At 68.9% G+C, this 26,470-nt stretch carries 25 protein-coding genes; 9 read left to right on the plus strand and 16 right to left on the minus strand.

What is annotated here, in order from left to right; translation table 11 throughout:
* Window positions 1–125: 125 nt before the first annotated feature.
* A complete protein-coding gene (locus ASD47_RS06110) occupies window positions 126–2,519 on the plus strand; it encodes a bifunctional diguanylate cyclase/phosphodiesterase (protein WP_235525780.1) in 2,394 nt (797 codons plus the stop codon).
* A gap of 156 nt (window positions 2,520–2,675) precedes the next feature.
* Here the strand turns inward: ASD47_RS06110 and ASD47_RS06115 are convergent, their stop codons facing one another.
* From ASD47_RS06115 to ASD47_RS06125, 3 genes are read right to left on the minus strand one after another with little or no spacing between them, the layout of a single operon-like run.
* A complete protein-coding gene (locus ASD47_RS06115; protein ID WP_056753071.1) occupies window positions 2,676–2,933 on the minus strand; it encodes a GlsB/YeaQ/YmgE family stress response membrane protein in 258 nt (85 codons plus the stop codon).
* 59 nt (window positions 2,934–2,992) lie between these two features.
* Complete coding sequence (locus ASD47_RS06120; RefSeq protein WP_056753073.1) at window positions 2,993–4,066, minus strand: HlyD family secretion protein; 1,074 nt, start codon at window positions 4,064–4,066, stop codon at window positions 2,993–2,995.
* Window positions 4,066–5,676 carry a transporter gene (locus ASD47_RS06125; RefSeq protein ID WP_082564490.1) on the minus strand — a complete coding sequence of 537 codons (1,611 nt, stop codon included), beginning with the start codon at window positions 5,674–5,676 and terminating at the stop codon, window positions 4,066–4,068. The genes ASD47_RS06120 and ASD47_RS06125 overlap by 1 nt, the downstream gene beginning before the upstream one ends.
* Before the next feature lie 203 nt (window positions 5,677–5,879).
* On the opposite strand from ASD47_RS06125, the gene ASD47_RS06130 reads away from it, so the two are divergent.
* Window positions 5,880–7,031, plus strand: coding sequence for an aminotransferase (locus ASD47_RS06130; protein ID WP_056753078.1), 1,152 nt, complete (start codon window positions 5,880–5,882; stop codon window positions 7,029–7,031).
* Window positions 7,032–7,090: 59 nt separating this feature from the next.
* Here ASD47_RS06130 and hmpA read toward each other — a convergent pair whose 3' ends face one another.
* Together hmpA and ASD47_RS06140 are read right to left on the minus strand one after the other, a co-directional pair.
* Window positions 7,091–8,299, minus strand: a complete 1,209-nt coding sequence (gene hmpA, locus ASD47_RS06135) for an NO-inducible flavohemoprotein (protein ID WP_056753082.1) — start codon at window positions 8,297–8,299, stop codon at window positions 7,091–7,093.
* Between the two features lie 56 nt (window positions 8,300–8,355).
* On the minus strand, window positions 8,356–8,763 hold the full coding sequence (locus tag ASD47_RS06140; protein ID WP_056753085.1) for a group III truncated hemoglobin: 408 nt from the start codon (window positions 8,761–8,763) through the stop codon (window positions 8,356–8,358).
* Window positions 8,764–8,874: 111 nt separating this feature from the next.
* Here ASD47_RS06140 and ASD47_RS06145 point away from each other — a divergent pair, with 111 nt between their 5' ends.
* Window positions 8,875–9,324 (plus strand): Rrf2 family transcriptional regulator, encoded by a 450-nt coding sequence (locus tag ASD47_RS06145; protein ID WP_056753087.1) that lies wholly within the window; start codon window positions 8,875–8,877, stop codon window positions 9,322–9,324.
* On the opposite strand, the gene ASD47_RS06150 is transcribed toward ASD47_RS06145, so the two are convergent.
* Both ASD47_RS06150 and ASD47_RS06155 read right to left on the minus strand, forming a co-directional pair.
* Complete coding sequence (locus ASD47_RS06150; RefSeq protein WP_056753090.1) at window positions 9,321–11,894, minus strand: response regulator; 2,574 nt, start codon at window positions 11,892–11,894, stop codon at window positions 9,321–9,323. The two genes, ASD47_RS06145 and ASD47_RS06150, sit on opposite strands and share 4 nt — an antisense overlap.
* Window positions 11,895–12,045: 151 nt before the next feature.
* Window positions 12,046–12,813: an SDR family oxidoreductase gene (locus tag ASD47_RS06155; protein ID WP_056753094.1), complete on the minus strand. Its 768-nt coding sequence runs from the start codon at window positions 12,811–12,813 to the stop codon at window positions 12,046–12,048.
* Between the two features lie 322 nt (window positions 12,814–13,135).
* Between ASD47_RS06155 and ASD47_RS06160 the strand changes: the two genes are divergently transcribed.
* Window positions 13,136–13,813 carry a GGDEF domain-containing protein gene (locus ASD47_RS06160; protein WP_056753097.1) on the plus strand — a complete coding sequence of 226 codons (678 nt, stop codon included), beginning with the start codon at window positions 13,136–13,138 and terminating at the stop codon, window positions 13,811–13,813.
* A gap of 123 nt (window positions 13,814–13,936) precedes the next feature.
* Window positions 13,937–14,413 (plus strand): SRPBCC family protein, encoded by a 477-nt coding sequence (locus ASD47_RS06165; RefSeq protein WP_056753099.1) that lies wholly within the window; start codon window positions 13,937–13,939, stop codon window positions 14,411–14,413.
* A 44-nt stretch (window positions 14,414–14,457) separates the two neighbouring features.
* Here ASD47_RS06165 and ASD47_RS06170 read toward each other — a convergent pair whose 3' ends face one another.
* Entirely contained in the window at window positions 14,458–15,183 is a 726-nt protein-coding gene (locus ASD47_RS06170; protein ID WP_235525781.1) for an extensin family protein, read from the minus strand.
* A 92-nt stretch (window positions 15,184–15,275) separates the two neighbouring features.
* Here ASD47_RS06170 and ASD47_RS06175 point away from each other — a divergent pair, with 92 nt between their 5' ends.
* The gene (locus tag ASD47_RS06175) at window positions 15,276–16,652 is read left to right on the plus strand and encodes an MFS transporter (RefSeq protein WP_056753102.1); all 1,377 of its coding nucleotides are present in this window, start codon (window positions 15,276–15,278) and stop codon (window positions 16,650–16,652) included.
* A 14-nt stretch (window positions 16,653–16,666) separates the two neighbouring features.
* Here ASD47_RS06175 and ASD47_RS06180 read toward each other — a convergent pair whose 3' ends face one another.
* The 3 genes from ASD47_RS06180 to ASD47_RS06190 form a co-directional block, all read right to left on the minus strand.
* Complete coding sequence (locus tag ASD47_RS06180) at window positions 16,667–17,482, minus strand: hypothetical protein (RefSeq protein WP_056753104.1); 816 nt, start codon at window positions 17,480–17,482, stop codon at window positions 16,667–16,669.
* A gap of 31 nt (window positions 17,483–17,513) precedes the next feature.
* A complete protein-coding gene (locus ASD47_RS06185) occupies window positions 17,514–19,502 on the minus strand; it encodes a protein meaA (RefSeq protein ID WP_056753107.1) in 1,989 nt (662 codons plus the stop codon).
* A gap of 94 nt (window positions 19,503–19,596) precedes the next feature.
* Window positions 19,597–19,929 carry an Mpo1-like protein gene (locus ASD47_RS06190; protein ID WP_056753110.1) on the minus strand — a complete coding sequence of 111 codons (333 nt, stop codon included), beginning with the start codon at window positions 19,927–19,929 and terminating at the stop codon, window positions 19,597–19,599.
* A gap of 344 nt (window positions 19,930–20,273) precedes the next feature.
* Between ASD47_RS06190 and ASD47_RS06195 the strand changes: the two genes are divergently transcribed.
* Entirely contained in the window at window positions 20,274–20,714 is a 441-nt protein-coding gene (locus tag ASD47_RS06195; protein WP_056753111.1) for a helix-turn-helix domain-containing protein, read from the plus strand.
* 135 nt (window positions 20,715–20,849) lie between these two features.
* Here the strand turns inward: ASD47_RS06195 and ASD47_RS06200 are convergent, their stop codons facing one another.
* Entirely contained in the window at window positions 20,850–21,095 is a 246-nt protein-coding gene (locus tag ASD47_RS06200) for a PilZ domain-containing protein (protein WP_235525783.1), read from the minus strand.
* 308 nt (window positions 21,096–21,403) lie between these two features.
* Here ASD47_RS06200 and ASD47_RS06205 point away from each other — a divergent pair, with 308 nt between their 5' ends.
* A complete protein-coding gene (locus ASD47_RS06205) occupies window positions 21,404–22,396 on the plus strand; it encodes a glucokinase (protein WP_056753114.1) in 993 nt (330 codons plus the stop codon).
* A gap of 3 nt (window positions 22,397–22,399) precedes the next feature.
* Here the strand turns inward: ASD47_RS06205 and ASD47_RS06210 are convergent, their stop codons facing one another.
* The 3 genes from ASD47_RS06210 to ASD47_RS06220 are packed head-to-tail and all read right to left on the minus strand — an operon-like array spanning window position 22,400 to window position 24,832.
* The gene (locus ASD47_RS06210) at window positions 22,400–22,690 is read right to left on the minus strand and encodes a hypothetical protein (RefSeq protein WP_056753116.1); all 291 of its coding nucleotides are present in this window, start codon (window positions 22,688–22,690) and stop codon (window positions 22,400–22,402) included.
* Between the two features lie 31 nt (window positions 22,691–22,721).
* Window positions 22,722–24,392, minus strand: a complete 1,671-nt coding sequence (locus ASD47_RS06215; RefSeq protein ID WP_255355501.1) for a pilus assembly protein TadG-related protein — start codon at window positions 24,390–24,392, stop codon at window positions 22,722–22,724.
* 5 nt (window positions 24,393–24,397) lie between these two features.
* Window positions 24,398–24,832 carry a TadE/TadG family type IV pilus assembly protein gene (locus ASD47_RS06220; RefSeq protein WP_056753122.1) on the minus strand — a complete coding sequence of 145 codons (435 nt, stop codon included), beginning with the start codon at window positions 24,830–24,832 and terminating at the stop codon, window positions 24,398–24,400.
* A 244-nt stretch (window positions 24,833–25,076) separates the two neighbouring features.
* Between ASD47_RS06220 and ASD47_RS06225 the strand changes: the two genes are divergently transcribed.
* Window positions 25,077–25,973 (plus strand): type II toxin-antitoxin system prevent-host-death family antitoxin, encoded by an 897-nt coding sequence (locus ASD47_RS06225; RefSeq protein WP_056753126.1) that lies wholly within the window; start codon window positions 25,077–25,079, stop codon window positions 25,971–25,973.
* Window positions 25,974–26,033: 60 nt separating this feature from the next.
* Here ASD47_RS06225 and ASD47_RS06230 read toward each other — a convergent pair whose 3' ends face one another.
* Window positions 26,034–26,456 (minus strand): glyoxalase/bleomycin resistance/extradiol dioxygenase family protein, encoded by a 423-nt coding sequence (locus ASD47_RS06230; protein ID WP_056753129.1) that lies wholly within the window; start codon window positions 26,454–26,456, stop codon window positions 26,034–26,036.
* Between the last annotated feature and the right edge of the window lie 14 nt (window positions 26,457–26,470).

The following is a 26,470-nucleotide window of genomic DNA, read 5'->3' on the forward strand; positions in this document are numbered from 1 at the left end:
CGCCATCTCCTTGGGATGGCGGGCTTTTTCGTGCTCACGGCGCCTACGGTTAACCGGCGTTTCAGGAAGCGTCGTTAGGTTGCCCGAGCGGGATGCGGGGCGTCCTGGGATTGCAGGATCGCGCCGTGCGCCAGACTTCCGCTCTTTCGGGAACCTTCGCGCGCGTCGCCGCCCTGGTGTCGCGCCACCTGCCCGCCGTGCCCGAGGCCATGGCCGGCCGCGTCCGTTTCGAACAACTGGCCAGCATCCAGCGCCTGACGCCGGTGATGATGGTCGCCAATATCGTCAACGCCCAACTGGTGTTCCTGGCCGGCCTGGGCGGTCCGCACCGGCTCACCCTGCTGGTCTGGGCCGGCGTGGTCACCGCCTACGCCGTTCTGGGCCTCTACGGCTGGCTGTCCGCCCGCCGCCGCAAGAGCGCCAAGAACACCGTCTCGGCCCGCGGCGCGCGTCGCGTGGCGATGCAGACCGGCCTGCTGGGCGCCCTGTGGGGCGTGCTGCCCTACGTGGCCCTGCGCGACGCCGGCACCCAGATGAGCATGCTGATCGTCGCCCTGACGGCGGGCATGATCGGCACCGGCAGCTTCGCCCTGCTGACCCTGCCGATGGCCGCCCTGGCCTACACCACGCCGCTGGTCGTCGGTTCGCTGCTAGTGCTGCTGACCAGCCATGACCCCATCCTGCTGGCCTTGGCCGGGCTTCTGATCTTTTGCTACCTGGTCGTGGGCCTGTCCTGCCTGTCGCACGCCAAGGTGTTCGTCGACCGCCTGGTGGCCGGCGACGAGTTGGAACGCCAGAAGCAGGTCGTCAGCCTGCTGCTCAGCGACTTCGAGGAAGGCTCCAGCGACTGGCTGTGGGAAGTCGACGCGGCCGGCGCCCTGACCTATGTCTCCGAACGCATGGCCGAGGCGGCGGGGGTTTCCCGTGACGACCTGCTCGGCCGGGTGGTCGGCGGGCTGGACGCCAGGATGGCCGAGGCGCCCGAAGGCCTGGCCGCCACCCTCGCGGGCCTGCTGGCCGACCAGAAGGCCTTCCGCGACGTGGTGGTGTCGGTCACGGTCGCCGGCGAGGTCCACTGGTGGGCGCTGACGGCAAAGCCGATCCACGACCTGGACGGGGTGTTCGCCGGCTTCCGCGGCGTCGGCGCCGACGTCACCCAGGCCCGCAAGGACCAGGAACGCATCACCCGCCTGGCCCACTACGACGTACTGACCGGCCTGCCCAACCGCCTGTCGTTCTTGCAGGCCCTGAGCGGCGCCTGGGACGCCAAGGGACGAACGGCCGGCTGCGCGGTCCTGTGCCTGGACCTGGACCACTTCAAGGGCGTCAACGACAGCCTGGGCCACCCGATCGGCGACGCCCTGCTGGTCGAGGCGGCCGGCCGCCTGCGCGCCTGCGTGGGTGAGGCCGGAATCGTCACCCGCCTGGGCGGCGACGAGTTCGCGGTGGTCGTCCAAGGCGATCTTGAGCCGTCAGCACTGGGAGCCCTGGCCCAGGCCATCGTCGACGCCCTGGCCCTGCCCTACGCCTTGAACGACCACCACGTGTCGATCGGCGCCAGCGTCGGCATCGCCGTCGCCCCCGCCGACGCCGACGACGCCGACACCCTGCTGAAGAACGCCGACCTGGCCCTCTACCGCGCCAAGGGCGACGGGCGCGGGGCCTACCGTTTCTTCGAGGCGACCATGGATGTTTGGGCCCAGGAACGCCGGGCGCTGGAGATCGACCTGCGCTCGGCCCTGCGCAATGACGAGCTGAAGCTGTTCTTCCAGCCGCTGATCGGCGCCAAGGGTCACGAGATCACCGGCTTCGAGGCCCTGCTGCGCTGGCAGCATCCACGCCGCGGCCTGGTCGGGCCCGACGACTTCATCGAATGCGCCGAACAGTGGGGCCTGATCTGCAAGATCGGCGAGTGGGTGCTGCACGAGGCCTGCCGCCAGGCCGCCGCCTGGCCCGCGCCGCTGAAGGTGGCGGTGAACCTGTCGCCCAACCAGTTCGCCGCCGGCGACCTGGTCGACCAGGTGCGGACGGCCCTGCGCGTATCGGGTCTGGAGCCCTCTCGGCTGGAGCTGGAGATCACCGAGGGCCTGCTGCTGCGCGACACGGCCGGCACGCTGGACCAACTTCGGGCGCTCAAGGACCTGGGCGTGCGCATCGCCATGGACGACTTCGGCACCGGCTATTCCAGCCTGGCCTATCTGTGGCGGTTCCCGTTCGACAAGATCAAGATCGACCGCACCTTCGTGGCCGAGATGTCGGGTAATCCCGCCATCGCCGACATCCTGCGCACCATCACCCTGCTGGGCCGCACCCTGAACCTGGAGGTCACGGCCGAGGGGGTGGAGACGGCCGAGCAGGCCTCGATCCTGGAGGACATGCGCTGCGACCACTTCCAGGGCTATCTGTTCGGCCGGCCCATGCCGATCGCCGACATTCCCGGCTACCTGCTGGAGAACATGGCGCAGCAGCTGCGGCGCGGGCCGACGGGGGACGACGTCGCCCAGGCGGCGGTAAGCTGAGCTCCTTCCCTCCTCCGGAGCGAGGTCGGATGAAAGGTCGGAGAATGACAAAGCCGCGACCGGCCTTCCGGCCGATCACGGCTTTTGCTCCTGAGAGACCTTTCACTCCGGCGGCTGCGCCGCCACCTTTTCCCGCAAGGGGAGAAGGCTAAGAGATCAAACCCGGTTGCGGCCCTTGAACAGGCCGAGCAGGAACAGCAGCACGATCGCGCCGATCGTCGAGATGATCAGGCTGCCGATCCAGCCCATGAAGTGGATGCCCAGCATGCTGGCCAGGAACGCGCCGATCAGCGCGCCGACCAGGCCGACGATCAGGTTGGTGATCAGGCCGTGGTTGCGGCCCATGATCTTTTCGGCGATCCAGCCGGCGAAGATGCCGATGATGATCGCACCGATGAAGCCCACACCGTTCATGTCGTTGTTTCCTGACAGCCAAGGTTGTTAGGGAAAATGCCCGAGAACGCGGTTGGTTGCTAGCGCGCGGTGTCGACCCGGGCCACCACGCTCATCCCCGGACGCAGGCGGGCGACGGCGTCCTGGCCGGGATCCAGGGCGATGCGGGTCGGCAGGCGCTGGACCACCTTGGTGAAATTGCCCGTGGCGTTGTCGGGCTTGATCACCGCGAACTCCGAGCCGGTGGCCGGGCCCAGCCGCTCGACATGGCCGCGCAGCTTCAGCCCGTCCAGCCCGTCGACCTGGACCACCGCCGGCTGGCCGACGCGGATGCGGGCCGTCTGGGTTTCCTTGAAATTGGCGGTCACCCAGGTCTGGCGCGGCACGATGCCCATCAGCTGGGTCCCCACGGCGACGTACTGGCCCAGCTTGACCCCGACCTCGCCCACCGCCCCGTCCTCGGGCGCGCGGATGGTGGTGTTGGCCAGGTCGATGCGGGCCAGCTCGACGGCGGCGCGGGCGTTGGCGAGCGTCGCCTCCAGCCCCTCGCGGTTGACCTTGGTCGTGGCCAGGGCCTGGCGGGCGATGTCGATGTTGGCCTGGGCCTGGGCGACGCTGGCCGTGGCCTGGCGCTGGGCCACCCGCAGCACGTCGCGCTGGCTGGGGGCCAGCCAGCCCTGGGCCAGCAGCGGCTCGGCCCGACGGATGTCGACCTCGGCCTTGGCCAGGGCGGCCTGGCTGCTGCTGGCCTGGGCCTCGGCGAGGCGGATCTGGGCGGCGTTGCTGGTCTGAGCCTGGAGGTTGGCGTCGAGCGCCGCCTGGGCCGACTGCACGCTGGCTTCGGCCTGGGCCAGCCTCTGGCGATAGATGCGGTCGTCGATCTGGACCAGCGCCTGACCGGCCTTCACGGGCTGGAAGTCCTTGACCGCCACGGCCGTCACATAGCCATCGACCTTGGGGGCCAGCAGGGTGACATAGCCGCGGACATAGGCGTTCTCGGTGCTCTGCACCGCGCCCGTGAACGGCGGCAGCTTCCAGGCGTACAGCACCAGCAGCACGCCGCCGATCCCGGCGACGATCACCGGAACGGCCGCCCGAGACCACAGGCGCTTGGGCGGAGGCGGAACGGGCTGCGGGGCTTGGGAATCGGACATCAGGCGGCCTCCACGGGCGTCAGGCGGGCCGCGCGCCGCTGGCGCAGGTCGCTCCGGACGCGCAGGAACAACAGGTAGGCGAAGACCATCAGCGCCATCACGGCCACCGTGGCGAACACGTCGTCATAGGCCAGCACCGTGGCCTCGCGCGTCGCCTGCTGGGCCAGCAGGGCCCCGCCCTCGCCGCTCCGCAAGCTCGGATCGGTCAGCACCCCGGCGTACGAACCGGACAGTTGCCTGACGCGCAGGGCCACCTGCGGATCGGTCAGGCTCAGCCGGCTGACGATGGCGTCGGAATGCACCCGCTCGCGGATGGTCATCAGCGTGCCGAGGAAGGCCGAGCCGCCCAGGGCCCCGATCACCTGTCCGGTCGAGAACAGCACGATGAAGCTGACGATGTACTCCTGGCCCATCCGGATGGCGCGTGGGAACCCGGCCAGCAGGGCGGCGGGCAGGAACAGGGCGCCGGCGAAGGCCATCATCCCCTGGCTCAGATACATCTGCTCGGGGCGGGTCAGGCTGGTCGACCGGCTGTCCAGCCAGGCGGCGACGGCGACCATCAGCAGGGCGATCAGGGCCGGGGTGCTGACGTGCTCGGGATTGATCGTGAAGGCGACGATGACCATGCCGGCCAGGGTGGCGAAGAACATCACCCACGACAGTCCGGCCATCTGGTCGTTGTTCATGCCCAGGGTCTGCAGCAGGCCGAACGCGCCCACCCCCTGCTCGGACAGCACGACGCGGAACAGCAGGATGATGACCAGCAGGCGCAGCAGATCGGCGCTGGTCAGCCAGCGCAGGTGGATCAGCGGCTTTTTGCGATGCAACTCGACCAGGGCCGAGGCGACCAGCAGCACGATGGCCGCCACCAGGCACCAGCCGATCCAGGCCGTGTCGAACCACCACGCATAGCGCCCCTGCCCCAGCACCACGCACAGCAGGGCGATCCCCGGCGCGAACAGGGCGAATGTCAGAAAGTCGCGCCACTCGAACATCTGCACGCGCGGGATCGGCGGCAGGCGCAGCAGGTTGACGGCCGAGAGACAGACGATGCTGAGCCCGATCTCGGCCAGGTACAGCCCGTGCCACTGGCCGGTGTCGAGCAGGTCGGACGACACCAGCCGCGACAGCGGCAGGGCCAGTTGGGCCCAGCCGATGCCCAGGGCGATGCCGACGATCCGCCGCTCCGGCGGCGCGGCCTCGACCATGTAGAGCAGGGTCAGGGTCGACAGAGCCGACGCCGCCATGCCGGCGGCGGCGCGCACGGCGATGGCCGAGCGCAGGTCGTTGCTCAGCAGGTGGGCCAGGCCGACCACGATGAACAGCCCCAGGCCGATGTCGGCGAACAGCCGCAGCCCGTACTGGAAACGGAACTTGACCGCCAGCAGGCCGATCGTGGCGTTGGCGGCGGTGTAGGCGATCGACAGCCAGGCCGACTCGTTGGTGTAGGCGCCGAGCGAGCCCTGGATCCAGGGCAGGTTGTTGTTGATCAGGTTGGCGCCCAGCCCCTGGGTCAGGCCCAGCAGCATCGACACCGCGCCGTAGGCCAGCCCGTGCGACCAGGTCCAGGGCGGCGAAGGCGGCGGAGCGGGGACGGCGCTGTCGGTCAAAGGGCGTTCGGCTCCATGATCCATTCCTTTCCGCCACGCAACTCGCCGAAAGGAGCGGACAGAACGGGCTTTGGCTCCAACGGTCCAGCTAGGGCTTTCGCTGCATCCGTTCCCCGAACCTAGGCCAAGCCCAGCGATAGGACTTGAAGAAATCCGCGATCGCGCAACCCATGCTAGGCAAGGCCTCGAGGAGCGCACACGCCATGGTTCATCCGGTCTATGCCGACCTGCCCACCACCATCTTCGAGGAGATGAGCGGTCTGGCGCGCCAGACCGGGGCGATCAACCTGGGCCAGGGCTTCCCCGACGACGCCGGACCGATGGCCTTGCGCCGCAAGGCCGGCGAGGCGCTGATCAGCGGCACGAACCAGTATCCGCCGATGCGCGGCCTGCCCGCCTTGCGCCAGGCGGTGGCGGCGCACTACGCGCGTACCCAGGGCCTGGACCTGGATTGGGAAGACGAGATCGTCGTCACCTCCGGCGCGACCGAGGCCCTGGCGGCGGCCTTCCTCAGCCTGATCTCGCCTGGCGACGAGGTGGTGCTGTTCCAGCCGCTGTACGACGCCTACCTGCCGATGGTGAAGCGGGCCGGCGGCGTGCCCAAGCTGGTGCGCCTGGCGCCGCCGCACTGGCGGTTCGACCGCGCCATGCTGGAGGCCGCGTTCAGCGACCGGACGCGGATGGTGGTGCTGAACACCCCGCTCAATCCGGCCGGCGTCGTGACGCCCGACGAGGACCTGGCCCTGCTGGCCGAGTTCTGCGTCCGGCACGATGCGATCGCCGTCTGCGACGAGGTCTGGGAGGCCGTGGTGTTCGACGGCCGAAAGCATCGGCCCTTGATCGGCTATCCCGGCATGCGCGAACGCACGGTGAAAATCGGCTCGGCGGGCAAGATGTTCGGCATGACCGGCTGGAAAGTCGGCTTCCTCTGCGCCGCCCCCGACCTGACCCGGGCCCTGGCCGGCGCCCACCAGTTCCTGACCTTCACCACCCCGCCCAACCTGCAGGAGGCGGTGGCGTTCGGTCTCGGCGAACCCGGTGACTGGTTCGAGGCTATGCCCGCGGGCCTGCAGCGCTCGCGCGATCGGCTGGCGGCGGGGTTGCGCGACGCCGGCTTCGTGGTGCTCGACAGCGGCGGCACCTATTTCCTGAACGTCGACCTGAACGCCTCAGGGATCGACGAGGACGACCGGACCTTCGCCCTGCGCGCGGTGCGCGATCACGGCGTGGCCAGCATTCCCGTCTCGGCCTTCTATGCCGAGGATCCTGTGCGCCACATCCTGCGCCTGTGCTTCGCCAAGGCGGACGAGACGCTGGACGAGGCGGTGGCGCGGCTGGCGAGGGCGCGGGAGTAGAAGATCGCACCGCCTAGACCCTCCCCCAGTGGGGGAGGATCTTATCGGCTCGACCGCCCTTAGGCCGCGATCGCCTCCGCCGTCGGGCCAAACACCTCGTAGTGGATGCGGTCAGCCGGCACGCCCGCGGCGGCCAGACCCTGGACGAAGACCTTCAGGAACAGCGTCGGGCCACACAGGTAGAAATCGGCCTGAGCGAACGGCGTGTTGGCTTTCAGCCAGTCGATCGAGATGAAGCCGTCGACGTCGTGCGTCCGGCCCGCTTGGTCGCCCGCCAGCGGCGCGCTGTAGAAGGTGGTGACCGTGACGCCGCCGTGGTCCTTGGCCAGGGTGCGGACATGGCCGTCCAGCGCGTGGACATCGCTGTTCAGCGCGCCATGCACGAAGTGGGCCTCCAGTTCCGGATGGGCCTGGGCGATGTGCTCAAGCATGCTGACCATCGGCGTCAGGCCGACGCCGCCGCTGAGCAGCACCACCGGCCGGGCGGGCTGGTCGGCCAGGAAGAAGTCGCCGGCCGGCGGGGTGGCGGAAAGCACGTCGCCGACCTGGATCTGGTCGTGCAGGAACCGCGAGGCCGCGCCCAGGTCCTCGCGCTTGACCGAGATGCGGTAGCTTTCGCCGTTCGGACCGGCGGAGATCGAATAGTTGCGCTTTTCACCCGGCGCGCCCGGCAGGTTGAAGCGGAAGGTCAGGTACTGGCCAGGCTTGTGCGCGATCACCCGCCCGCCGTCCTTGGGCCGCAGCACGAACGAGGTGATCACCGCGCTCTCGCGGACCTTCTCGGCGACCACGAAGTCGCGCCAGCCGGTCCAGCCGCCGTCGGCGGCCTCGATCCCGGCGCGGATCGCCGCCTCGCGGTCGATCAGGATGTCGGCCAGGAACCAGTAGGCCTCGCCCCAGGCGGCCAGGATCTCGTCGGTCGCCGCCTCGCCCAGCACCGCCTTGATCGCGCCCAGCAGGGCCTCGGCCACGAACGGATAGTGCTCGGCCAGGATGTGGTAGCCGACATGCTTCTGGGCGATGCGCTCGACCACCGGCAGCACGACGCCCAGATTGTCGATGTTCTGGGCGTAGGCCAGCACCGCGCCGGCCAGGGCCTTGGGCTGGGCGCCGCTGCTCTGGTTGGCGTGGTTGAACAGCGCCTTGATATGCGCGTCCTGGAACAGCCGGGCGTACATCGCCAGGGTGATCGCCTCGCCGTGTTCGGCCAGGGCCGGAACCGTGGCCTTGACGCGCGCGATCGTTTCCGCGCTCAGCGCAGCCGCCATTGTCTTACTCCTTGTCTGGTTTGATCGAGGTCTGGGTTTGATCGGTTCGGGCGTCGCTAGGACGCCGCGGGTCGGGAGGACTCCGCCTTGGGCAGGCGAAAGTGGATAGCCAGGTCCAGGCTCTGGGCGATGCGGGCGGCCTTGGCCTGCATGGCCGCGGCGACCTCGGGCGACATCATTTCGGCGGTCGTCTGGTTCCACAGCGCCAGCCAGCGGCCGAACATCTCCGAAGGGATGCGATGGCCGTGCCGCATGTGGGCCTGCATCGGATCGCCCTTGTAGCGGCCGGTGGTCAGCATCACCGACGACCAGAAGTCGGCGAGGGTGGCCAGGTGCCGGTCCCAGTCCTCCACCGCGTCGTTGAACACCGGCCCCAGCGCGGCGTCGGCCCGCACCCGGGCATAGAACCGGTCCAGCAGGGCCGGCAGGGCGGCTTCGATCTCGGCGGCTTGGCTCGGGTCCATGGCGAAGGCCTAATTGATGCGTAAAAAATGCATCTATAAGTCCGCCCTAAAACATGCAATGATAATACCAGTTTTACGTAGTCACCCTTAGGGGCGACGCCCGGAGCGCCGATGCGCCTGACGCGCTACACCGATTACGCGATGCGGGTGCTGCTGCACCTGGCCGCGCGCGGCGACGACGGCCTGGCCTCGATCGGCGAGATCGCCGCGCTCTACAAGATTTCGCAGAACCACCTGATGAAGGTGGTGCAGGACCTGGGCAAGGCCGGCTTCGTGCGCACCGTGCGCGGCCGGGGCGGCGGCATAGCCCTGGCGCGCCCCGCCGACCAGATCGTCGTCGGCCAGGTGGTGCGCCAGACCGAGGACGGCTTCAAGCTGGTGGACTGCACGGCCTGCGTGATCGCCCCGGCCTGCACCCTGCCCCGCGCGCTGAACGAGGCGACGGCCGCCTTCATCGCCGTGCTCGACAAGTACACGCTGGAAGACCTGCTGGACCAGCGCCATCAGATGCGGACGCTGTTCGGCATCACCGACGCCGCCGAGCTGCCCGCCGCCAGCTAGATCGTCGCTTCCACCTCGGCCCTGTCCGCGGATGCGGCGCCGCGCTTGTCCAGCACCTGGACCAGCACCGACAGCAGGTCACGCAGGTCGATCGGCTTGGCGATATGAGCGTCCATGCCGGCCTCGAGGCAGGTGTCGATCTGGGTGCGCATGACGTCGGCGGTCAGGGCGATGACCGGCAGGCCGGCCCAGCGCGGATCGCGGCGCAGGCGGCGGGTGGCCTCCAGCCCGTCCATCACCGGCATGTTGACGTCCATCAGCACCAGATCGAAGATCTCGGCCTCGAGCGCGTCCAGGGCCTCGCGACCGTTCTCGACCTCGACCAGGTCGCAGTCGAACGGGGCCAGGAACAGCTTGATGACCCGACGGTTGACCGGGTGGTCGTCGACGACCAGCACGCGGCGGCCCTGCAGGGGCGAGCGCGTGGGTTCATCCTCGTTGGCGGCGCCGAAGGCCGGGGCCGCGCCGTCCATCGCCGAGCTGGAGGCGACGTCGACCTGGAAGCCGAGCGTGAAGACCGAGCCCCGCCCCTCGCGGCTGTCGACGACGATCTCGCCGTCCATCAGCTCGGCCAGGCGGCGGGTGATGTTCAGGCCCAGGCCCGTGCCGCCGAAGGTGCGGGTGGTCGAGGCGTCGGCCTGGGTGAAGGCGCCGAACAGCTTGGACAGGGTGGCTGGGCTCATGCCGATGCCGGTGTCCCGCACCGTCAGGCTCACCGCCGTGCGCCCGGTCTGCGGGTCGGGCCGCCAAGCCAGGGTCACGTCGACGCGGCCCACCACCGTGAACTTCAGGGCGTTGGACAGCAGGTTGGCCAGGCACTGGCGCACGCGCACAGCGTCAAACAGCAGCATCGGCGGCGGCTCGCCGGCCACGGTGAAGACCAGCTCGACCCCTTTCTCGCGGGCCGTGGGCTGATAGCCGCCGACCAGGCGGGCGCAGACCCCGACCAGGTCGCCGGCCGTAGGGGAGATCTCCAGCTTGCCGGCCTCGATCTTCGACAGGTCCAGGATGTCGTTGAGCAGCACCAGCAGGGTGTCGCCACTGTCGATCATCAGCTCGACCTGCTCGCGCTGGCGGGCGTCGAGGCTCTCGGTCCGCAAGGCCTGGGCCATGCCCAGCATGCCGTTCAGCGGCGTGCGCAGCTCGTGACTCATCACCGCCAGGAAGGCGGACTTGGCCTCGTTGGCCGTCTCGGCCCGGCCGCGAGCCTCCTTCAGCCGCTCGGAAGCCCGGCGCAGATAGACGCCCCAGGCCACCCCGCCCAGCACCAGCACGCCCAGCAGCATGGCGATGACGATCGAGGCGTGGGCCAGACGGCGGTTCAGCTCGACCTCGGCGGTCAGGCGCTTGCTTTCGTCGCGCTTGGACTTCAGTTCGGTCTCCAGGGCCGAAGCCATCTGGGCGCCGTTGCGCGACAGGGCGGCCTGGGTCTTCTCGTGATCTTGCCGACGCCACTGGTCCAGCAGGCGGAAGGCCTCCTCGCCGCGATGTTCGGCCAGGGCGATATAGGCGCTGAGCAACAGCTCGGCCTGGGGATCGCGCTCCAGCCTGTCGACCGACACGGCGCGCAGCGCTTCCAGGTCAGTCCTGGCGGCGGCCGCGTCGCCCAGCTCGGCGCGGGCCTGGGCGCGCAGGCGCAGGCTGAGGCCGGTCAGGCGATTGGTCGGATGGGCGATCTCGAAGTCGCCGTCGGCCAGGCAGCGCAGCACCCGGCCCGGGGCGTGCCGGTCGCTGGCGATGCGGGCGCACAGATAGCGGTCCCAGGTCTTGAGGTCCGGGTCGCCGGCCGCCTGGGTCATGTTGTGGTGCACGCCGGCGAAGTGCTCGGCGGCGTCCAGCTCGCCCACCTCGGCGGCGGTGTAGGCGATGTCGTACATGCGCTCGACCTTGCGCATGTAGAAGGCGTTGCCCTCGTCCAGGCGGGCCGCCTGGCTCATATGGTCCAGCGCGCCTTCCTTATCGCCGATGTAGGACAGGGTGTAAGAGTGGACCTGGTGCGTCTCGGCCAGCAGGGGCCGGGCGATGGCGCCGCGGCGCTCCAGCTGGCCCGTGGCTTCGGCGGCCAGGCGCGAGGCGTCGGCCCACTGCCCCGATCGGCCCAGGCTGCGGATGCGCTCGACCGCGGCCATCAACCGGATATTCGGCCCCGAACGGTCCAGAAACCGGGTCCAGTCGGCCTCGGTGAAGGTGCGAAAGCCGCCGGACTCATGGCGGTAAGCCATCTGCAGCAGGTCCACCAGCGTCGCCAGTTCGGCGTCGTGGTCTTCCTCGGCCAAGCGGCGCACGCGGTGGGACCACTCATCGAACTGCGGCTGGACCTGGTTGCTCTTGTAGGCATAGAGCACCGACCACAGGCCGTAGAGACGCTTGTCGCCGTGCTGCCTGAGCGCCCGGCGCCCGACCCGCTCGATGTCGTCGTTCTCGCGCGCCGGCGGCTGGATCTCGTCGCGCCGGATCTCGCGATAGAGCGCATCCAGCTTGGCCGACTGCGGCGACCGAGCGAGGGCCGGGCCGCAGGGGCCCGCCAACAGGGTTGCGATCGCCGCGAGGAACAGGACGTAGCGCCGCAAGCCGTGGTTTCCCGGTGAACATGGGTACGCTACGAGAAAGGGCCTGTATTCAAAGTTAAGATCGGCCCGGCGCGACGTTGCGTCGCAAAAAAGCGGCGCGGGGGAATGATATTCCCCGTTTTAGGTCGTGAAGCCGACTCCGCGCCACCGTCTAGATGGTGGCGCCGCCGTCCACCACCAGGGCCTGTCCGGTCATGAAGCTGCCCGCCTTCGAAGCCAGGTAGACCGCCGCCCCGGCCAGTTCGTCGGGCTCGCCGATCCGGCGCAGCGGCACGCCCCGGGTCGAGCGCTCCAGGGTCTCGGGATCGTCCCACAGCGCCTTGGCGAAGTCGGTCTTGATCAGGCCCGGCGCGATGCAGTTGACCCGCACGTTGTCGGGGCCGAACTCGTGGGCCAGGTTGCGGGCAAGCTGGAAGTCGGCGGCCTTGGAGATGTTGTAGGCCCCGATGACGGCGTTGCCGCGCAGGCCGCCGATCGAGCTGACGATGATGATCGCGCCGTCCTTCCGCGCGCGCATCTCCGGCGCGACCATGCCGATCAGCCAGTGATTGCTGATGATGTTGTTGTCCAGGATCTTGCGGAACTGGTCGTCGGCGATGCCGGACAGCGGGCCATAATAGGGGTTGGACGCGGCGTTGCAGACGCAGATGTCGACCTTGCCGAACGCCCGCCGCGTCTCGTCGACCAGGCGCTGCAGGTCGTCCTTGGAGGCGATGTTGGCCGGGACCGCGATCGCTGTCCCTTCGCCATGCCGGGTGTTGATCTCGGCCGCCACCTCGTCGCAGGGCCCGGCCTTGCGCGAGGAGATCACCACCTTGGCGCCGTGCTCGGCCAGGCGCTGGGCGATGGCCTTGCCGATGCCGCGCGAGCTGCCGGTGATGATCGCCACCTTGCCGGCGAGATCGAAGAGGGTGGTCATGGCGCGCTCCTAAAACATTTGTTTGAATTTTCGACACAGTGCTGTCGCCACACGCGCACGTCAAGCTGCGCGCCGCTCGTCGACAAGGCCCGAAACGCGCTCTGCGACCTATTGCTGCACCATACTGGTCGCTACCGACACGCCATGTAATGTTGAATACAGACGGATATTCATTATCCACACCGCCGCGCCTTCGCGACAATGGTAAATGATCGCCATGACAAGGACTTTAGATAAGAACGATTTCTTTAATCGCCTTCAGACGGCGAGCGTCCTGATCTGCGCCAGTTTTCTAACCCTCGAAGTTTGCATCGAGTTCGGAATGGTCGAGAGAGCCTTCAGCCGCGATCTCGCGGGCTGGCGAATTGACGCCGCGGTCTCGCTGCTGGCGGTCGTCGTCCTGGCCGGGCTCGCGATCCTCAAGGCCTTCGAACTGCGCACCGAGTCGGCTCGGCGGCAAGCGGCCGAGCAGCGCCTTGCCCAGATGGAGACGCGAGACCCGCTGACCGGCCTGGCCAATCGCGATCGGATGCTGGAATTCCTGGGCCAGTCCTTGCAGACGCGCAAGACCGGCGACGAGGTCACCGGCCTGCTGCTCATTGACCTGAAGCGGTTCACGCCGATCAACGAGACCCATGGCCGCGCGGTCGGCGATCGGCTGCTGCGCATGGTCGCCGAACGCCTGAGATCGGTCGCGCGGGAGGACGAGATGGTCGCGCGCCTGGGCGGCGACGAGTTCGCGGTCGTAATGCCCCGCCTCGATTGCGCCAAGGCCGCCAGATATCCCGCCCAGCGGCTGGTCCGCGCCCTGGAAGCACCGTTCGAGATCGATGACCTGGCGCTCAGGATCGGCGGGGCGGCGGTCGGCGTGGCGACCAGCGCGAACACCGAGCTGCGTCCCGGCGTCCTCGTCCACCATGTCGACGCCGCCCTCCAGCGCGCCAAGTGCGGTCCGGCGGCGGAATCCTGCTCCCATCGGCGAGGGACGGGCCAAGCCTGATCCCTGGCGGCGAGACTTTCGCCGACGCGGCGTCCGCGCCGACAAAATTTCTCCGGCGATGTCGGATCGACGCCCATGGGGCCGTCCTCGGGGCAACCAACCGAAACCCTGGAGACAAACGCCATGACCACCCCCTCTTCCATCGCCGATCGCGAACTCGTCCTGACCCGGATCATCGACGTCCCGGCCGACAAGCTGTTCAAGTGCTGGACCACGCCCGAGCGCATGCACGAATGGTTCTGCCCCAAGCCCTGGACCGTTTCGCACGCCGAGACCGACGTGCGCCCCGGCGGCGCCAGCCTGATCGTCATGCGCGGGCCCGAAGGCCAGGAAATGCCCAATCGCGGGGTCTATCTTGAGGTGGTCGAAAACCGCCGCCTGGTGTTCACCGACGCCTTCGTCGAGGCCTGGGTACCGTCGGAAAAGCCGTTCATGGTGGCGATCATCGAGTTCGAGGACCTGGGCGACGGCACGACCCGCTATACCGCCACCGCCCGCCATTGGACGGTCGAGGACCGCCAGGCCCACGAGCAGATGGGTTTCCACCAAGGCTGGGGCGTCGTCGCCGACCAGCTGGCCGAGGTGGCCAAGACGTTCTGAGCCATGAGCGGGGACAGGCGCATGCGCCTGTCCCCATCCCTTCGTCATGAGCACTTGTTCCAGCCGCTCTCTTCCAGGTGAAAATGGTCGCGGTGGGCGGCGTTGTAGTCTGGGCCAAGGACGGTCCCGAACACCCGGCAGGCGCCGCGGCGCGCCGCCTGGACGAAAAGCCCCTCGGCGCTGTCGGCGCGGAAGTCGGCCGCCACCGTGGCCCGTCGCCCGTCGGCGAAGCGGAAGCCGGCCACGTCCAGCGCTGCGGCGCGGGCATGGGCGCTGGGCCGCTCGCCGGGCCGGCCGTAGATCGTGCGGCAGGCATAGGTTCCGTAGTGGTCCACCCGCGTCAGCCGGCTGTGCAGGATATCCCGCGCCGCCGGAGCCAGCACCTGGCGCTCCCACAAGGCGTAGTCCAGGGCCAGCGGACAGGTCATGACCGGCGCGGCGGGCGCCAGGCGGCCGACGGCTCGCACGGTGTTTCGTGTCGAGCAGAAGCCGGTCTCGCGCGTCTCGCTCTTCACGAACCGCACCCCGCCCTCGCGCAGGGCGGCGCGGCAGGCGGCCGGGTCGGCGCCGATCCGCGCCAGCTTGCCGGCCGTGGCGAGGCCGATCGGCTGATCCAGCGAGAACGGCTTCCACGGCAGGTCCTGCGGCGGCGCCAGGCGGTCGACCAGGGCGAAGACCAACAGGCCGGCCAGCAGCAGGTCCAGCAGGAACCCGGCCGCCTCGGCCAGCGACCGGACGCCGGGCGAGGGTTCGGGGATCGCCAGTTTCACGCTTCACCCAACGGCGGGGCGACCACGAAGTTCAGCCGCAAGGCTTGGCTTGTCGGGCGCGAACGGTCATTACCGCCGCGCTGGAGACCCTCATGACCCCCTCGAACAGCTGGCGCGGCCTGCTGAACGCCGAACTGGCCCCGCGCTTCGCCCTGCTGTGCCTGGGCATCTGGCTGAACGCCGCCGACACCCTGGTGACGGTGACGATCATGCCCAGCGTCGCGCGCGAGATCGGCGGCTGGCAGTATTTCGGCTGGTCGATCGCCGCCTTCCTGCTGGGCTCGATCCTGGCGGGGGCCTGCGCGGGCAAGCTGTCGATCCGCTTCGGCCTGCGACGCGCCACCGCCCTGGCCGGCGTGGTCTACGCGCTCGGCTGCGCCATGGGGGCCCTGGCGCCGGAGTTCCTGACCTTCGTGGCCGGACGGCTGGTCCAGGGCCTGGGCGCGGGGGCGATCGTGTCGCTGTGCTACGTGGCGATCAGCGCCATGTTTCCCGAAAGCCTGTGGCCGCGCGTCTATGGCGCGATCGCCGGGGTCTGGGGCGCGGCCACCTTGCTGGGCCCGCTGTGCGGCGGGCTGTTCGCGCAGGCCGGCTTCTGGCGTGGAGCCTTCTGGTTCTTCGTGGTCCAGGCGGTGATCTTCGTCGGCGCGGTGCTGGTCATGGTTCCCGCCGCCCCCAAGGCGCCGGAGGACGGGCGCATCCCCGGGCGGCAGCTGGCCCTGCTGACGGTGGGCGTGACCCTGATCGCCGCCGCGGGCGTCGTGCCCGGCGGACTGACGGCGACGCTGTGCGCGGTGTTGGGGACCCTGGCCATGGCCGCCATGCTGGCGGTCAACGCCCGCACCAGCGACCGCCTGCTGCCCCGCGCGGCCGGCGACCTGGCCACGGCGACGGGGCTGGGCCTGGCGGTGATCTTCTTCTGCGAGGCCGCAACGGTGGGCTTCTCGGTCTATGGCCCCACCTTCATCCAGGTGCTGCACGGCGCCGACCCGCTGCTGAGCGGCTATGTGATCGGCGGCATCGCGGCGGGCTGGACGGCCTTGTCGTTCGTCGTCGCCGGGCTGAAGGCCAGGCACGAGGGCCTGGCGATCCGCGTCGGCGCCGTGGTCATCGCGGCCGGTGTGGCGTGGGGCGCCTATGAGATGGTGCACGGCGGCCTGCTCGGGATCACCCTGTCGATGGTGCTGCTGGGCAGCGGCTTCGGCGTCTGCTGGGCGTTCCTGGCCAAGCGCGTGATCGGCGGCGCCCCGCCCGAGGAACAGCCCCTGGCCTCGGCCGCCGTGCCCACCACCCAGCTGATCGGCGGCGCCACCGGCGCGGCCGCGGCGGGGGCCCTGGCCAACGCCCTGGGCTTCGCGCACGGCGTCGAGCCCGCCAACGGCCTGACGCATGGGCTGTGGCTGTTCTGCGCCTTTGTGCCACTGGCGCTTGTCGGCCTGGCGGCGGCTTGGCGGTTGGGGCGGGAGTAGAGACGCCTTCGCCCTCAACTCGTCGCCACACCCGCGACAATCACGCCCACAAGAACAGGACCCGCGACTCCGTCCGCGTCGACGGGCTTGTCGACGTAGACGCCTTCTATCGGCTGGACGAACACGTCGGCCGGTGTGCGTTCCGAAGACAGATGCCGCGCCATGGCCGTCAGCGCTGCTTCTCGGGTGACGCAGACATCGGCCAGCCTCAGATCGACGACCCCGCCACGGAGACGTCGTTCCTCCGGTACCAGCGACAGGGTATTGGGACCGACGGCCAGGCGCAGAAGCATCTTCTCGCCTCGTCGACGCGGGAGAACCTCACGGATCTCGCTCCACGCCAGGGTCCCGCCCAGCTGTCGCGCATAAAGGCCATGGGTGTCTATTTTCAGTTCGACCTCGTCGGCCCGCGTCACCGCCGCCTTCGCGGTCAGGACGGCCTGAACGCCGAACCCGGTTGCGGTGCAGAGCAGATAGACCAGTTCCCAAACGGGCTCCCGCCGAAGGTTCGCCACGACCGCTAGGGTCAGCGCGACGACCATGCCGGCCAGATGCGCGGCGCCGGCCAGCCGACGCCGCCAAAGCTCCTTGCCCGTCGGCAGCCATATGCCCGGCCCCGGCTGATGCTCACGATCCGGCAGCCTGGCGAACAGCCCCTTGGCGAGAATGGCGGCGACGATCGCGAAGACCGCGACGAGACCGCCGCCTCCGACGAAATGGATCCCGAAATAAAGCGCGATCCAGGGCGCCGCCTGGAAGAAGCTGAACGCGCCCGCGCGCATGAGCGCGGATGCGTCGGCGCCGTCGGTCACCTTGGCCAGAGGGTTCATGCGCGTCAGGGTAGCACGAAGTCTCAACCGCTCAAGTTTCCGCCAGCGCCGCCGCTTCCACCAGCCGCACCACGTCGCTCATGATCTGCGTGATCCTGAAGTCCTTGGGCGTATAGATCCGCGCCACGCCCATCTGCTTGAGGATCAGGGCGTCGGCGTCGGGGATGATGCCGCCGACCACCACCGGGACATGGTCCAGGCCCTCGGCGCGCATCAGGCGGACGACGTCCTGCACGAGGTCCAGATGCGAGCCCGACAGGATCGACAAACCGACCACGTGGGCGCGGCCCTCCTTGGCGCGGCGGACGATCTCTTCCGGCGTCGAGCGGATGCCGTCATAGATCACCTGCATGCCGCAGGCCCGGGCCCGGGTGGCGATCTGTTCGGCGCCGTTGGAGTGGCCGTCCAGGCCCGGCTTGCCGACCAGGTAGGTCAGGGTGCGGCCTAGCATCTGGGACACCCGCTCGACCTCGGCCTTCACCGCCTCGACATCCTCCGCCTCGCCGGTCGAGACGACCACCGCCACGCCGGTGGGGCCGCGATATTCGCCGAACACCGTGCGCAGGGTCCCGGCCCACTCGCCGGTGGTGACCCCGGCCTTGGCGGCGGAAATCGAGGGTTCCATGATATTGCGGCCACCGGCGGCCGCGGCCTTCAGGTCCGCCAGGGCCGCTTCGGCGGCGACCGGGTCGCGGGCCGCGCGCCAGGCCTTCAGCCGCTCGACGACGCCGGCCTCCAGCAGCGGGTCGACCGTCTCGATCGCCTTGCCGGCGGCGGCCAGCGGCGAGGCCTCGCTGTCGGTCCACCGATTGACCCCGACCACGGTCAGAACACCGGTCTCGACCGCGCGCACCCGCTGGGCGTTGGAGGCCACCAGCTGCGCCTTCATGTAGTCGATGGCGCTGGGGGCCCCGCCCATCCCGTCGATCAGGGCCAGTTGCGCCAGCGCGCCCTTCGACAGCTCGGCGACCTTGGCCTCGATCACGTGGCTGCCGTCGAACAGGTCCTCGTATTCCAGCAGGTCGGTCTCGTAGGCCAGCACCTGCTGCAGGCGCAGCGACCACTGCTGGTCGAACGGGCGCGGCAAGCCCAGCGCCTCGTTCCAGGCCGGCAGTTGCAGAGCCCGGCAGCGGGCGTCCTTGCTGAGGGTGACGGCCAGCGCCTCGATCAAGATACGGTAGACGTTGTTCTCGGGCTGCTGCTCGGTCAGGCCCAGGCTGTTGACCTGCACGCCGTAGCGGAAGCGGCGGGCCTTCGGATCCTGAACGCCGTAGCGCTCCAGCAGGATTTGGTCCCACAGGCGCGTAAAGCTGCGCATCTTGCACAGCTCGGTGACGAACCGCACGCCGGCGTTGACGAAGAAGCTGATCCGCGAGGCGACGATCTCGAAGTCCTGCTCGGGCACTTGGCCGCCGGCCTTGACGGTGTCGAGCACGCTGATGGCGGTGGCCAGGGCGAAGGCCAGTTCCTGCTCCGGCGTCGCCCCCGCTTCCTGCAGGTGGTAGCTGCAGACGTTCATCGGGTTCCACCTGGGAACCTCGCGGTAGCACCAGGCGATCATGTCGCCGATCAGCCTCAGGCTGGACTCCGGCGGGAAGATGTAGGTGCCGCGGCTCAGATACTCCTTGATCAGGTCGTTCTGGGTGGTGCCCTGCAAGAGCTTGCGGTCGGCCCCCTGCTCGTCGGCCAGCGCCACGTACAGCGCCAGCAGCCAGGCCGCCGGGGCGTTGATGGTCATCGAGGTGTTGGACTGCTCCAGCGGGATCTGGTCGAACAGCGTCCGCATGTCGCCGAGGTGGGCGATCGGCACCCCGACCTTGCCGACTTCGCCCCGCGCCAGGACATGGTCGGCGTCGTAGCCGGTCTGGGTGGGCAGGTCGAAGGCGACGGACAGGCCCGTCTGGCCCCTGGCCAGGTTGGCCCGGTACAGGGCGTTGGATTTCTCGGCCGTGGAATGTCCCGCATAGGTGCGGAAGATCCAGGGCGCATCGGGCGCGTGCTGGAACGGCTTGGAGGTCATCCTGCGCTTCCGTCCTGTCGTTCTTATTACCAACGATCATGAACCGGGGCTTGTTGCAGCGCAACATCGCAAAAGCGAACGAAGCGGCCGGATCTCAGAACGGCCGCTTGCCCGTCACCACCTCGAACCACAACCGAAAGTCGCCCGCCAGACTGTAGAGCGGATACTTGAAGGTGGCCGGGCGGTTCTTCTCGAACACGAAATGCCCGAGCCAGGCGAAGCCGTAGCCCACCAGCGGCGCGGCGACGAAGAACCGCCAATCGATCAGGAAACCACAGATCGCAGCCGCGATGACCAGGGTCGTGCCGACCACGTGCAGCCGCCGGCTGGTGCGGTTGAGGTGTTCGGTCAGGTAGAACGGATAGAACGCCGCGAAGGTGCGGTAGCGCCCTTCATTGTCTTCGGCGTTCCGGTCATGCGCGGCCATGGGCCGATGTTCCGCCCAACGGGGCGCGGTGGCAAGACTGTCGAGCTGGTCCTTAGGCCTGGCCGATTCTCTTCGCGCGAGCTGGTATCGTTAACGCGCTTAACACGCGAGTAGGCGGTGATTCTGCTCCGTCCCCGGAGCGACTCGGCGTAGGAACTTGAAGCGTGGCCGAAATAATTTCGCCCGGAAATCGCCGCGATCTGGGCGCGTACGTCCGTTTCGTTAGCGCAAGCTGAGGGTTAACAAGCTAAACCTCAGCGACCTAACGCCGCGCTTCGCCGCCGCAGCGTTCCACGAACGCCGTGGACGTGGCATGGTGACTGGACAACCTTTGGAGGCGAAACTTGAGCGAAGAAACCGAGGGCCGACGCCCTAACCCCGTCGATCTCCACGTCGGTGGCCGTGTTCGGATGCGTCGCAAGCTGCTGGGCGTCAGCCAGGAACAGCTGGCCGACTCGTTGGGCCTGACTTTCCAGCAGGTGCAGAAGTACGAGCGTGGCGCCAACCGCGTCAGCGCGTCCAAGCTCTATGAGATCGCCAAGACCTTGCAGGTCCCGGTGTCGTTCTTCTTCGACGGCCTGGCCGACCCGATGGATGGTTCGGACGGCGACGAGATCGGCCAACAGGCCGAGCGCATCGTGCAAGAATTCCTGACCACGCCCGAGGGCCTGGAGCTGGCCGAGGTGTTCCCGAAGATCGGTCGCGGCCGGGTTCGCCGCCAGGTTCTCGACCTGGTCCGCGCGATGGCTGAAGAAGCCCACCGCGCCGAGAGCGCCGCCGCCTGATCCGGCGACGAGACTACCAGTAACCCGTTCGTTCGGGCCCCGGCGATCACTCGCCGGGGCCCGATCGCATTCTACGCTCAGCAGCCCGCGCATGGGCCCGGGTCCGGGTCCGATCGCCCCGGCGCTGCGGAACAGCTAGCTGGCCGAGACCCGCCCCTGGCCGGCCTGCCAGATACGCTTGGCCGTCTGCAGGGCGGCCGGGGCCAGGCCGCGCAAATCGTGGCTCCTGATGATCCTCAGACCCAGTTCGCGGTCCTTCTGCCAGATCACGCGCACGTCGTGGGCGTAGCCCGTGGCCAGGTCGACCAGCTGAAAGCCGCCTGGAGGCGTGGCGCTGGACAGCATCTGGATCCGCAGGCCGGTGTCCGACTGATCCCGCACGATGCAATCCCACGCGAAGACGCCGCACAGCACCTTCCCGGGGTTTTGCATCATAGTGCGAGGACCGGCGCGCCGGTCGAGAGCTCCGCCAGAACCAAACTTGGACATAACCGTAACAACGCGCGACGACGTTAAGCGGCGGTGCAATGGAAGAGTTTATTTGCCGATGACCATGTCCGCGGCCGGGGCTATTCCCTGGAAGGCAGGAACCTTGGGCGAGCACGGTTATTTAGCCGGTAACCCACTCGACGCTAAGGATCCCGCGGCCGGCGAAGACCGGCGATCGAGGAAGCGAAAGGGATGACCCGATGACCCACGGCGTGGCGCTCTTGGCCGATGTGACGGGTCGCGACCTGATCGTCGCCCTGGCCCGTCCCGGCGACGCACCGGGCGAGCACCGCGTCCTGCCCGGCTCCACTTCGCTGGAGCTGGAGGCCGGCCTCAAGTCCGTGCTGGCCGAGCTCGACGCGGACGTGCTGGTGGGCGCGGCGGTCGCCGCCGCCGGTCCGGAGATCGACGGCGCGGTGACCCTGACCAGCACCGGCCTGACCGTGTCCCTGACCTGGCTGCGCCACGTGCTGCGCACGCCCCGGGTCTATCTGGTCAACGACTTCACCGCCTGCGCCATGGGGGCCCCCAAGGTCGCCGAGGCGGCGCTCGGCGTGATCCATCCCGGCAAGGCCGCTCGCAACGCCGCCATCGCCGTGCTCGGTCCCGACATCGGCCTGGGCGTGGCGGGCCTGGCTCCGCTTCGCGGCGACGGCTGGCTGGCCGTGCCCAGCGAGGGCGGCCACATGGATTTCTGTCCGGTCGAGGCCCGGGAGGCCCCGATCTTCTCGGCCGTCCGCGCCCGTCACGGCGAGGTCTCGGCCGAGCGCCTGCTGTCCAAGGAAGGCCTCAGCGACATCCACTGCGCCCTGGTCGGCGATGGGGATCCTCTTGTCGCGCCAGAAAATGACAACGTTATCATTGAGCTAGCCCGGGCCGGCGACGCCCAGGCGCGCGAGGCGATCTCGATCTTCAGCGGCCTGCTGGGCGGTTTCGCCGGCGACATGACCCTGGTTTTCGCCGCCCGGGGCGGGGTGTTTCTCAACAGCCCCCTGCTGGAGGCCATCGGCGGCTTGTTGGACCGCGAGGCCTTTGTCCGCCGTTACAGGACCAAGGGGCGGATGAGCCCTTATCTGGCCGAGGTGCCGGTGTTCAGCATGCCCGGCCGCCCCGCCCTGCTGGGCCTGTCCAGCCTGTTCAGCCCCAGCGACATGCGCTACGCGGCCTCGGACGTGAAGTTCCTGGACTGCTGAGCCTCAATCCGGCCGCCAGCCATTGCGCAGCAGGTCCACGGCCAGCAGGTGGGCGGCCTCCAGGGCCATGTCCTCCAGCTGTTCCAGTAGGGCCAGGCGCTGGGCGGGTGTGCGGGCGTGCGCGTAAAGGGCGCAGATCGCGTGCAGCCGGGCTCTGATGTCCAGCGGCGGCGCCGGGGCGTGCAGCAGCGGATTCTCCGGCAGCTGGGCGGGTGCGTCCCCTTTGCGGCCGAAGGCGCGCTGGGGGGCGTCGAACTCCAGCGATTCAAGGCCGGGCCAGTCAAGGGCGCTCATCGTTTCGCTCCGATCATAGGTATCGCATCCATCAGGCGACCAGGGCGGCGACGCCGCATCTGAGGCCGTTGACCCGCACGTCGGCTTCACCGACGCCGAGACCCAGAAGCTCGGTCAGGGAGGTGATCACCCCGTCCAGCGGCGTCGTCGCCGCCTCCAGCTGCGGTTTCAGCGCCGCCAGAATGGCCGCCTCCCCGAGGCCCAGGTGGATCAGACTGACGAAATCGACATCCAGGTTCAGATTGGTCAGCAGCGAGGCGCTCGCCGCGGCCAGGGTGTCGTTGGTCTTCACGGTCTTGACGGCGCCGGTCTTCACCTCGGCGGCGGTGAACGACACCGCCTGCCAGGACGCGCCGCCCAGCGCCACGTCGGACTTGCCGCTCACCCCGAACAGGGGCGCCTTGACCAGCTTGGCGCGATTGACGGTCAGCGGCCGTTTGAAGTCGTCCAGCGCCGCCAGGTCGATGTCGCCGATCTTCAGCGACCCGATGCTGGGCTTGACCTCCAGGGTGGCGGCCTTGCGCCCGCAGTCGATCTCCTTGAGCCGCGCCTCGCCTGACGCCAGTTCGACCAGCACGGGTAGATGCACCTGGGCCAGGCCGCCCAACAGACCTGATCCGAGCAGCTTGGCGTCGACATAGATCCGCGCCTGGCTGGTGCGCACGACCACAGTCTTGTCCTGGGTGACGGTCATGTAGGGCGCGTTGTTCATCGGCTCGCCGATCGCCAGCCAGACGTCTGTGTCAGCCAGGCCCGGGACGGTGGCGCCGAGGTCCAGCTTCAGCTGGCGATCGCCCGCGCCGGCCTGCAGGAGCGCCTGGGCCAGGTCCATGGCGCTCAGAGCCACCGTGGCCGCGGAGCCGCCGGACACGTGGTCCTGGCCGCCATAGGGTCCCAGCGACGCCAGAGCGTCCAGATGGGCCGGCGTGCGGTCGCCGGCCGCCAGGGCCAGCGTCCGAGTCGCCGAAGCGGCCTGACTCTCTCCGCTGGCCGACAGCGTGTCAGCCAGGGCCTGCAGCGCCTTGCCGGTCGTCAGGTCGGCCTGCAGCACCTGATCGTAGGTCGGCCCCTTCAGGTCCAGCCGGGTGGAAACCGCGTCGAGATAGCTGAACAGACTGACGTCAGCCTGGGCCAGCGCGTCATAGTCCATCACCGACAGATTGACCTGGCTGCCGGTCAGGTCGCCGAGCAGCGCGTTGGCCAGGCCGCCCTTCAGACTGGCCAGGCGCGAGCCGATCGAAAAGCTGGCCAAGTCGGCGCGGGCGGCGGTGGCCTCGCGGCGGATCGGCACGGACGGGCGGTCCAGCAGCGCCGCTCCGAAGAAGAGCTCGGCCTCGCTGGCGACCGAGACCTTGACCGCGTCGGGATCCTGCGCGGTTGCCTGGAAGCGCGCCTTCACCGGGACGGCGGCGTCGCCCGTATAGCGTCCCAGCGTCACCGTCGTCTGCGGCGGCGTGCGCCAGCCGTCGCCGTTGGCCGTCACGGTCGCCTGGGCGGCGACCTGGGCGCGGCCGATGTCGTTGGCCGCCGTGATCGCCGCCAGATCGGCGACGCCTTGCAGCCGGCGGCTCTGCAGATAGACCCAGCCCATGTCGACCGCCAGGGCCGCCAGGGCCAGGATCAGCGTCAGGGACATGGCGGTGATCACCGCGACCCCGCCCCGCCGGTCCCGCCGGAAGCCCGCTCTTGGCAAAGCTCGCATCGGCCTCAATAGCCTCCCAGCTGCACCGAGGCCCGGCGGCGAATCTGGTCCGACGGCATGGGAGTCACCCCGCGCACCGCGAAGGCGAAGGACTGGGCCGCGTCGTAGGACACCGCCACGGTCAGCCGTCCGTCACGGTCGATCACCTCGGTCGACAGCTTGGCCGGGACCAACTCGGCGTCGCCGGCGCTGGCGGCGACGGCCGCCTTGGCCAGGCTGGCCCGCTCGGCGGCGGTGGATCCCGGGATCGCCGCCCGCGCGGCGTCATTGGCCAACTGCTGGACCGAATGCGACATCCAGAAATAGCCGCCATAGCCGGTGATGCCCATCAGCATGAAGATCAGCACCGGGGCCAGGAAGGCGAACTCCACCGCTGTCGCGCCGCTTTGATCGCGCCGGAAGCGTCGGTCTGTTATGATCGCCTGATTGGTCTGCCGCATCGCTCGAGTCCTTCTTGCGAAGATTGCGCAAGCAGGATCGCCCAGGCGTGGATGCGGCCAAGTTTATCTGAGTAGTCCGTAAAATACGTATTTTACGGCGACAGCCTGTCTCGCCTGAAGGATGTCGCGATCAATTGTCGCTCAACTGCCACGATGGTAGCTTGACAAGGACTAGAGCATCTCGGCCAAGCGGATTCACGGGCAAGACGGAGATGATTGATTCTCCGTATTTTGTGGAGCGGCCATGACCAACGACTCTCCCGCCACGCACGCCACCGCCGGCGAAGTCAGCCGGAATTTCGGCCAGTGGCAGGACGTCGCCTTGACCGGCCCGGTCATCATCACCCACCACGGCCGTCCGCGCGTGGTGCTGCTGTCGGCGGACCGCTACGCCAGCTGGAACAATCTGCCGACGGCGAGCGGAAGCCTGGAAGACCATGTCGCCGAAACCAGTCGCGAAGCCCTGCTCGAGCAGATGGCCGAGGGCTTCATCGCGCTGGATCCGACACTGCGCGTCACCAAGGTCAATCCCGTGTTCGAGGCCCTGGCCGGGCGCAGCGCCGGCCAGCTGGTCGGGGCCAGTTGGAGCGACCTGTTCCCCCGGCCCACCCAGGCGGTGATCGCCGAGCAGATGCGCCGGGTGCTGCGCACCGGCGAAGCGGTCGAGTTCGAGGCCGATTCCACGGTCCAGCCAGGCCGCTGCTATGGCGTGCGCGTCTTCCCCTATCCGGGCGGCGTCGCGGCCCTGTTCGCCAACCGCACCGAGGAGCACAGCCTGCGCGGTCGTCTGCGTCACGCCCGGGCCATGCAAACGGCGACGGCCGCCCAACCCCGCCTGGCCGTGGCGCGGCTGAACATCCGCGGCGTGCTGGCCGAGATGGACGAGGACTTCCTACGCCTGACGGGGTTTTCCGGCGCCGAGCTGCTGGACTGCCGGCTGACCGACATCGTCCGCCCGTCCGATCGTCGCGCCTTGAGCCAGGCGCTGGAGAAAGTCCTGCAGGGCGGCCCGGCCGTCCGCGTCGAGACCGCCTTGCTGGTCCGGGCAGGGGAAGAGCGCCCGGTCGAGCTGTCCCTGGCCCCCATCCTGCACGACGGGGCGGCCGACGGGGTGATGGTGCTGATCCTGGCGGAGGTCTGAGCCCCCGCCAGGATCGCCCCTATTTCTCGACTTCGGCTTTCAGGGCGGCAAGGCCGGGTTTCAGGCCCTGGGCGTGGTGGCGATCGACCACAGGAAGCCGTAGGGGTCGCGAACCTGGCCGTAGCGGTCGCCCCAGAACATCAGCTGCACCGGCAGGACAACCTCGCAGCCGGCCGCCGCGGCGCGCTCGAACCAGGTGTCCACGTCGTCGACCTGCAGATGCAGGGTAAAGGCGCCCGGCTTTTCCGGCGGATAACCGTGCTCGGGATAGAAGTCGCTGAGCATCAGGGAATTGCCGTTGATCAGCAGGTGGATGTGCATGGTCCGGCCCTGCTCGTCGGGCGGGATGCGGTACAGGTCCTGGGCGCCGAAGGCCTTGATATAGAAATCGGCCGCCTCGCTGGCGTTACTCGGCGACAGGTAGGGCACGATGCCGCCGGAGACGGCGGGCAGCGGGGGCATCTGGTGTTGGGCGTCGGTCATGGTCGTTCTCTCTT

Source organism: Caulobacter sp. Root1472 (assembly GCF_001426985.1).
Lineage (GTDB): Bacteria > Pseudomonadota > Alphaproteobacteria > Caulobacterales > Caulobacteraceae > Caulobacter > Caulobacter rhizosphaerae.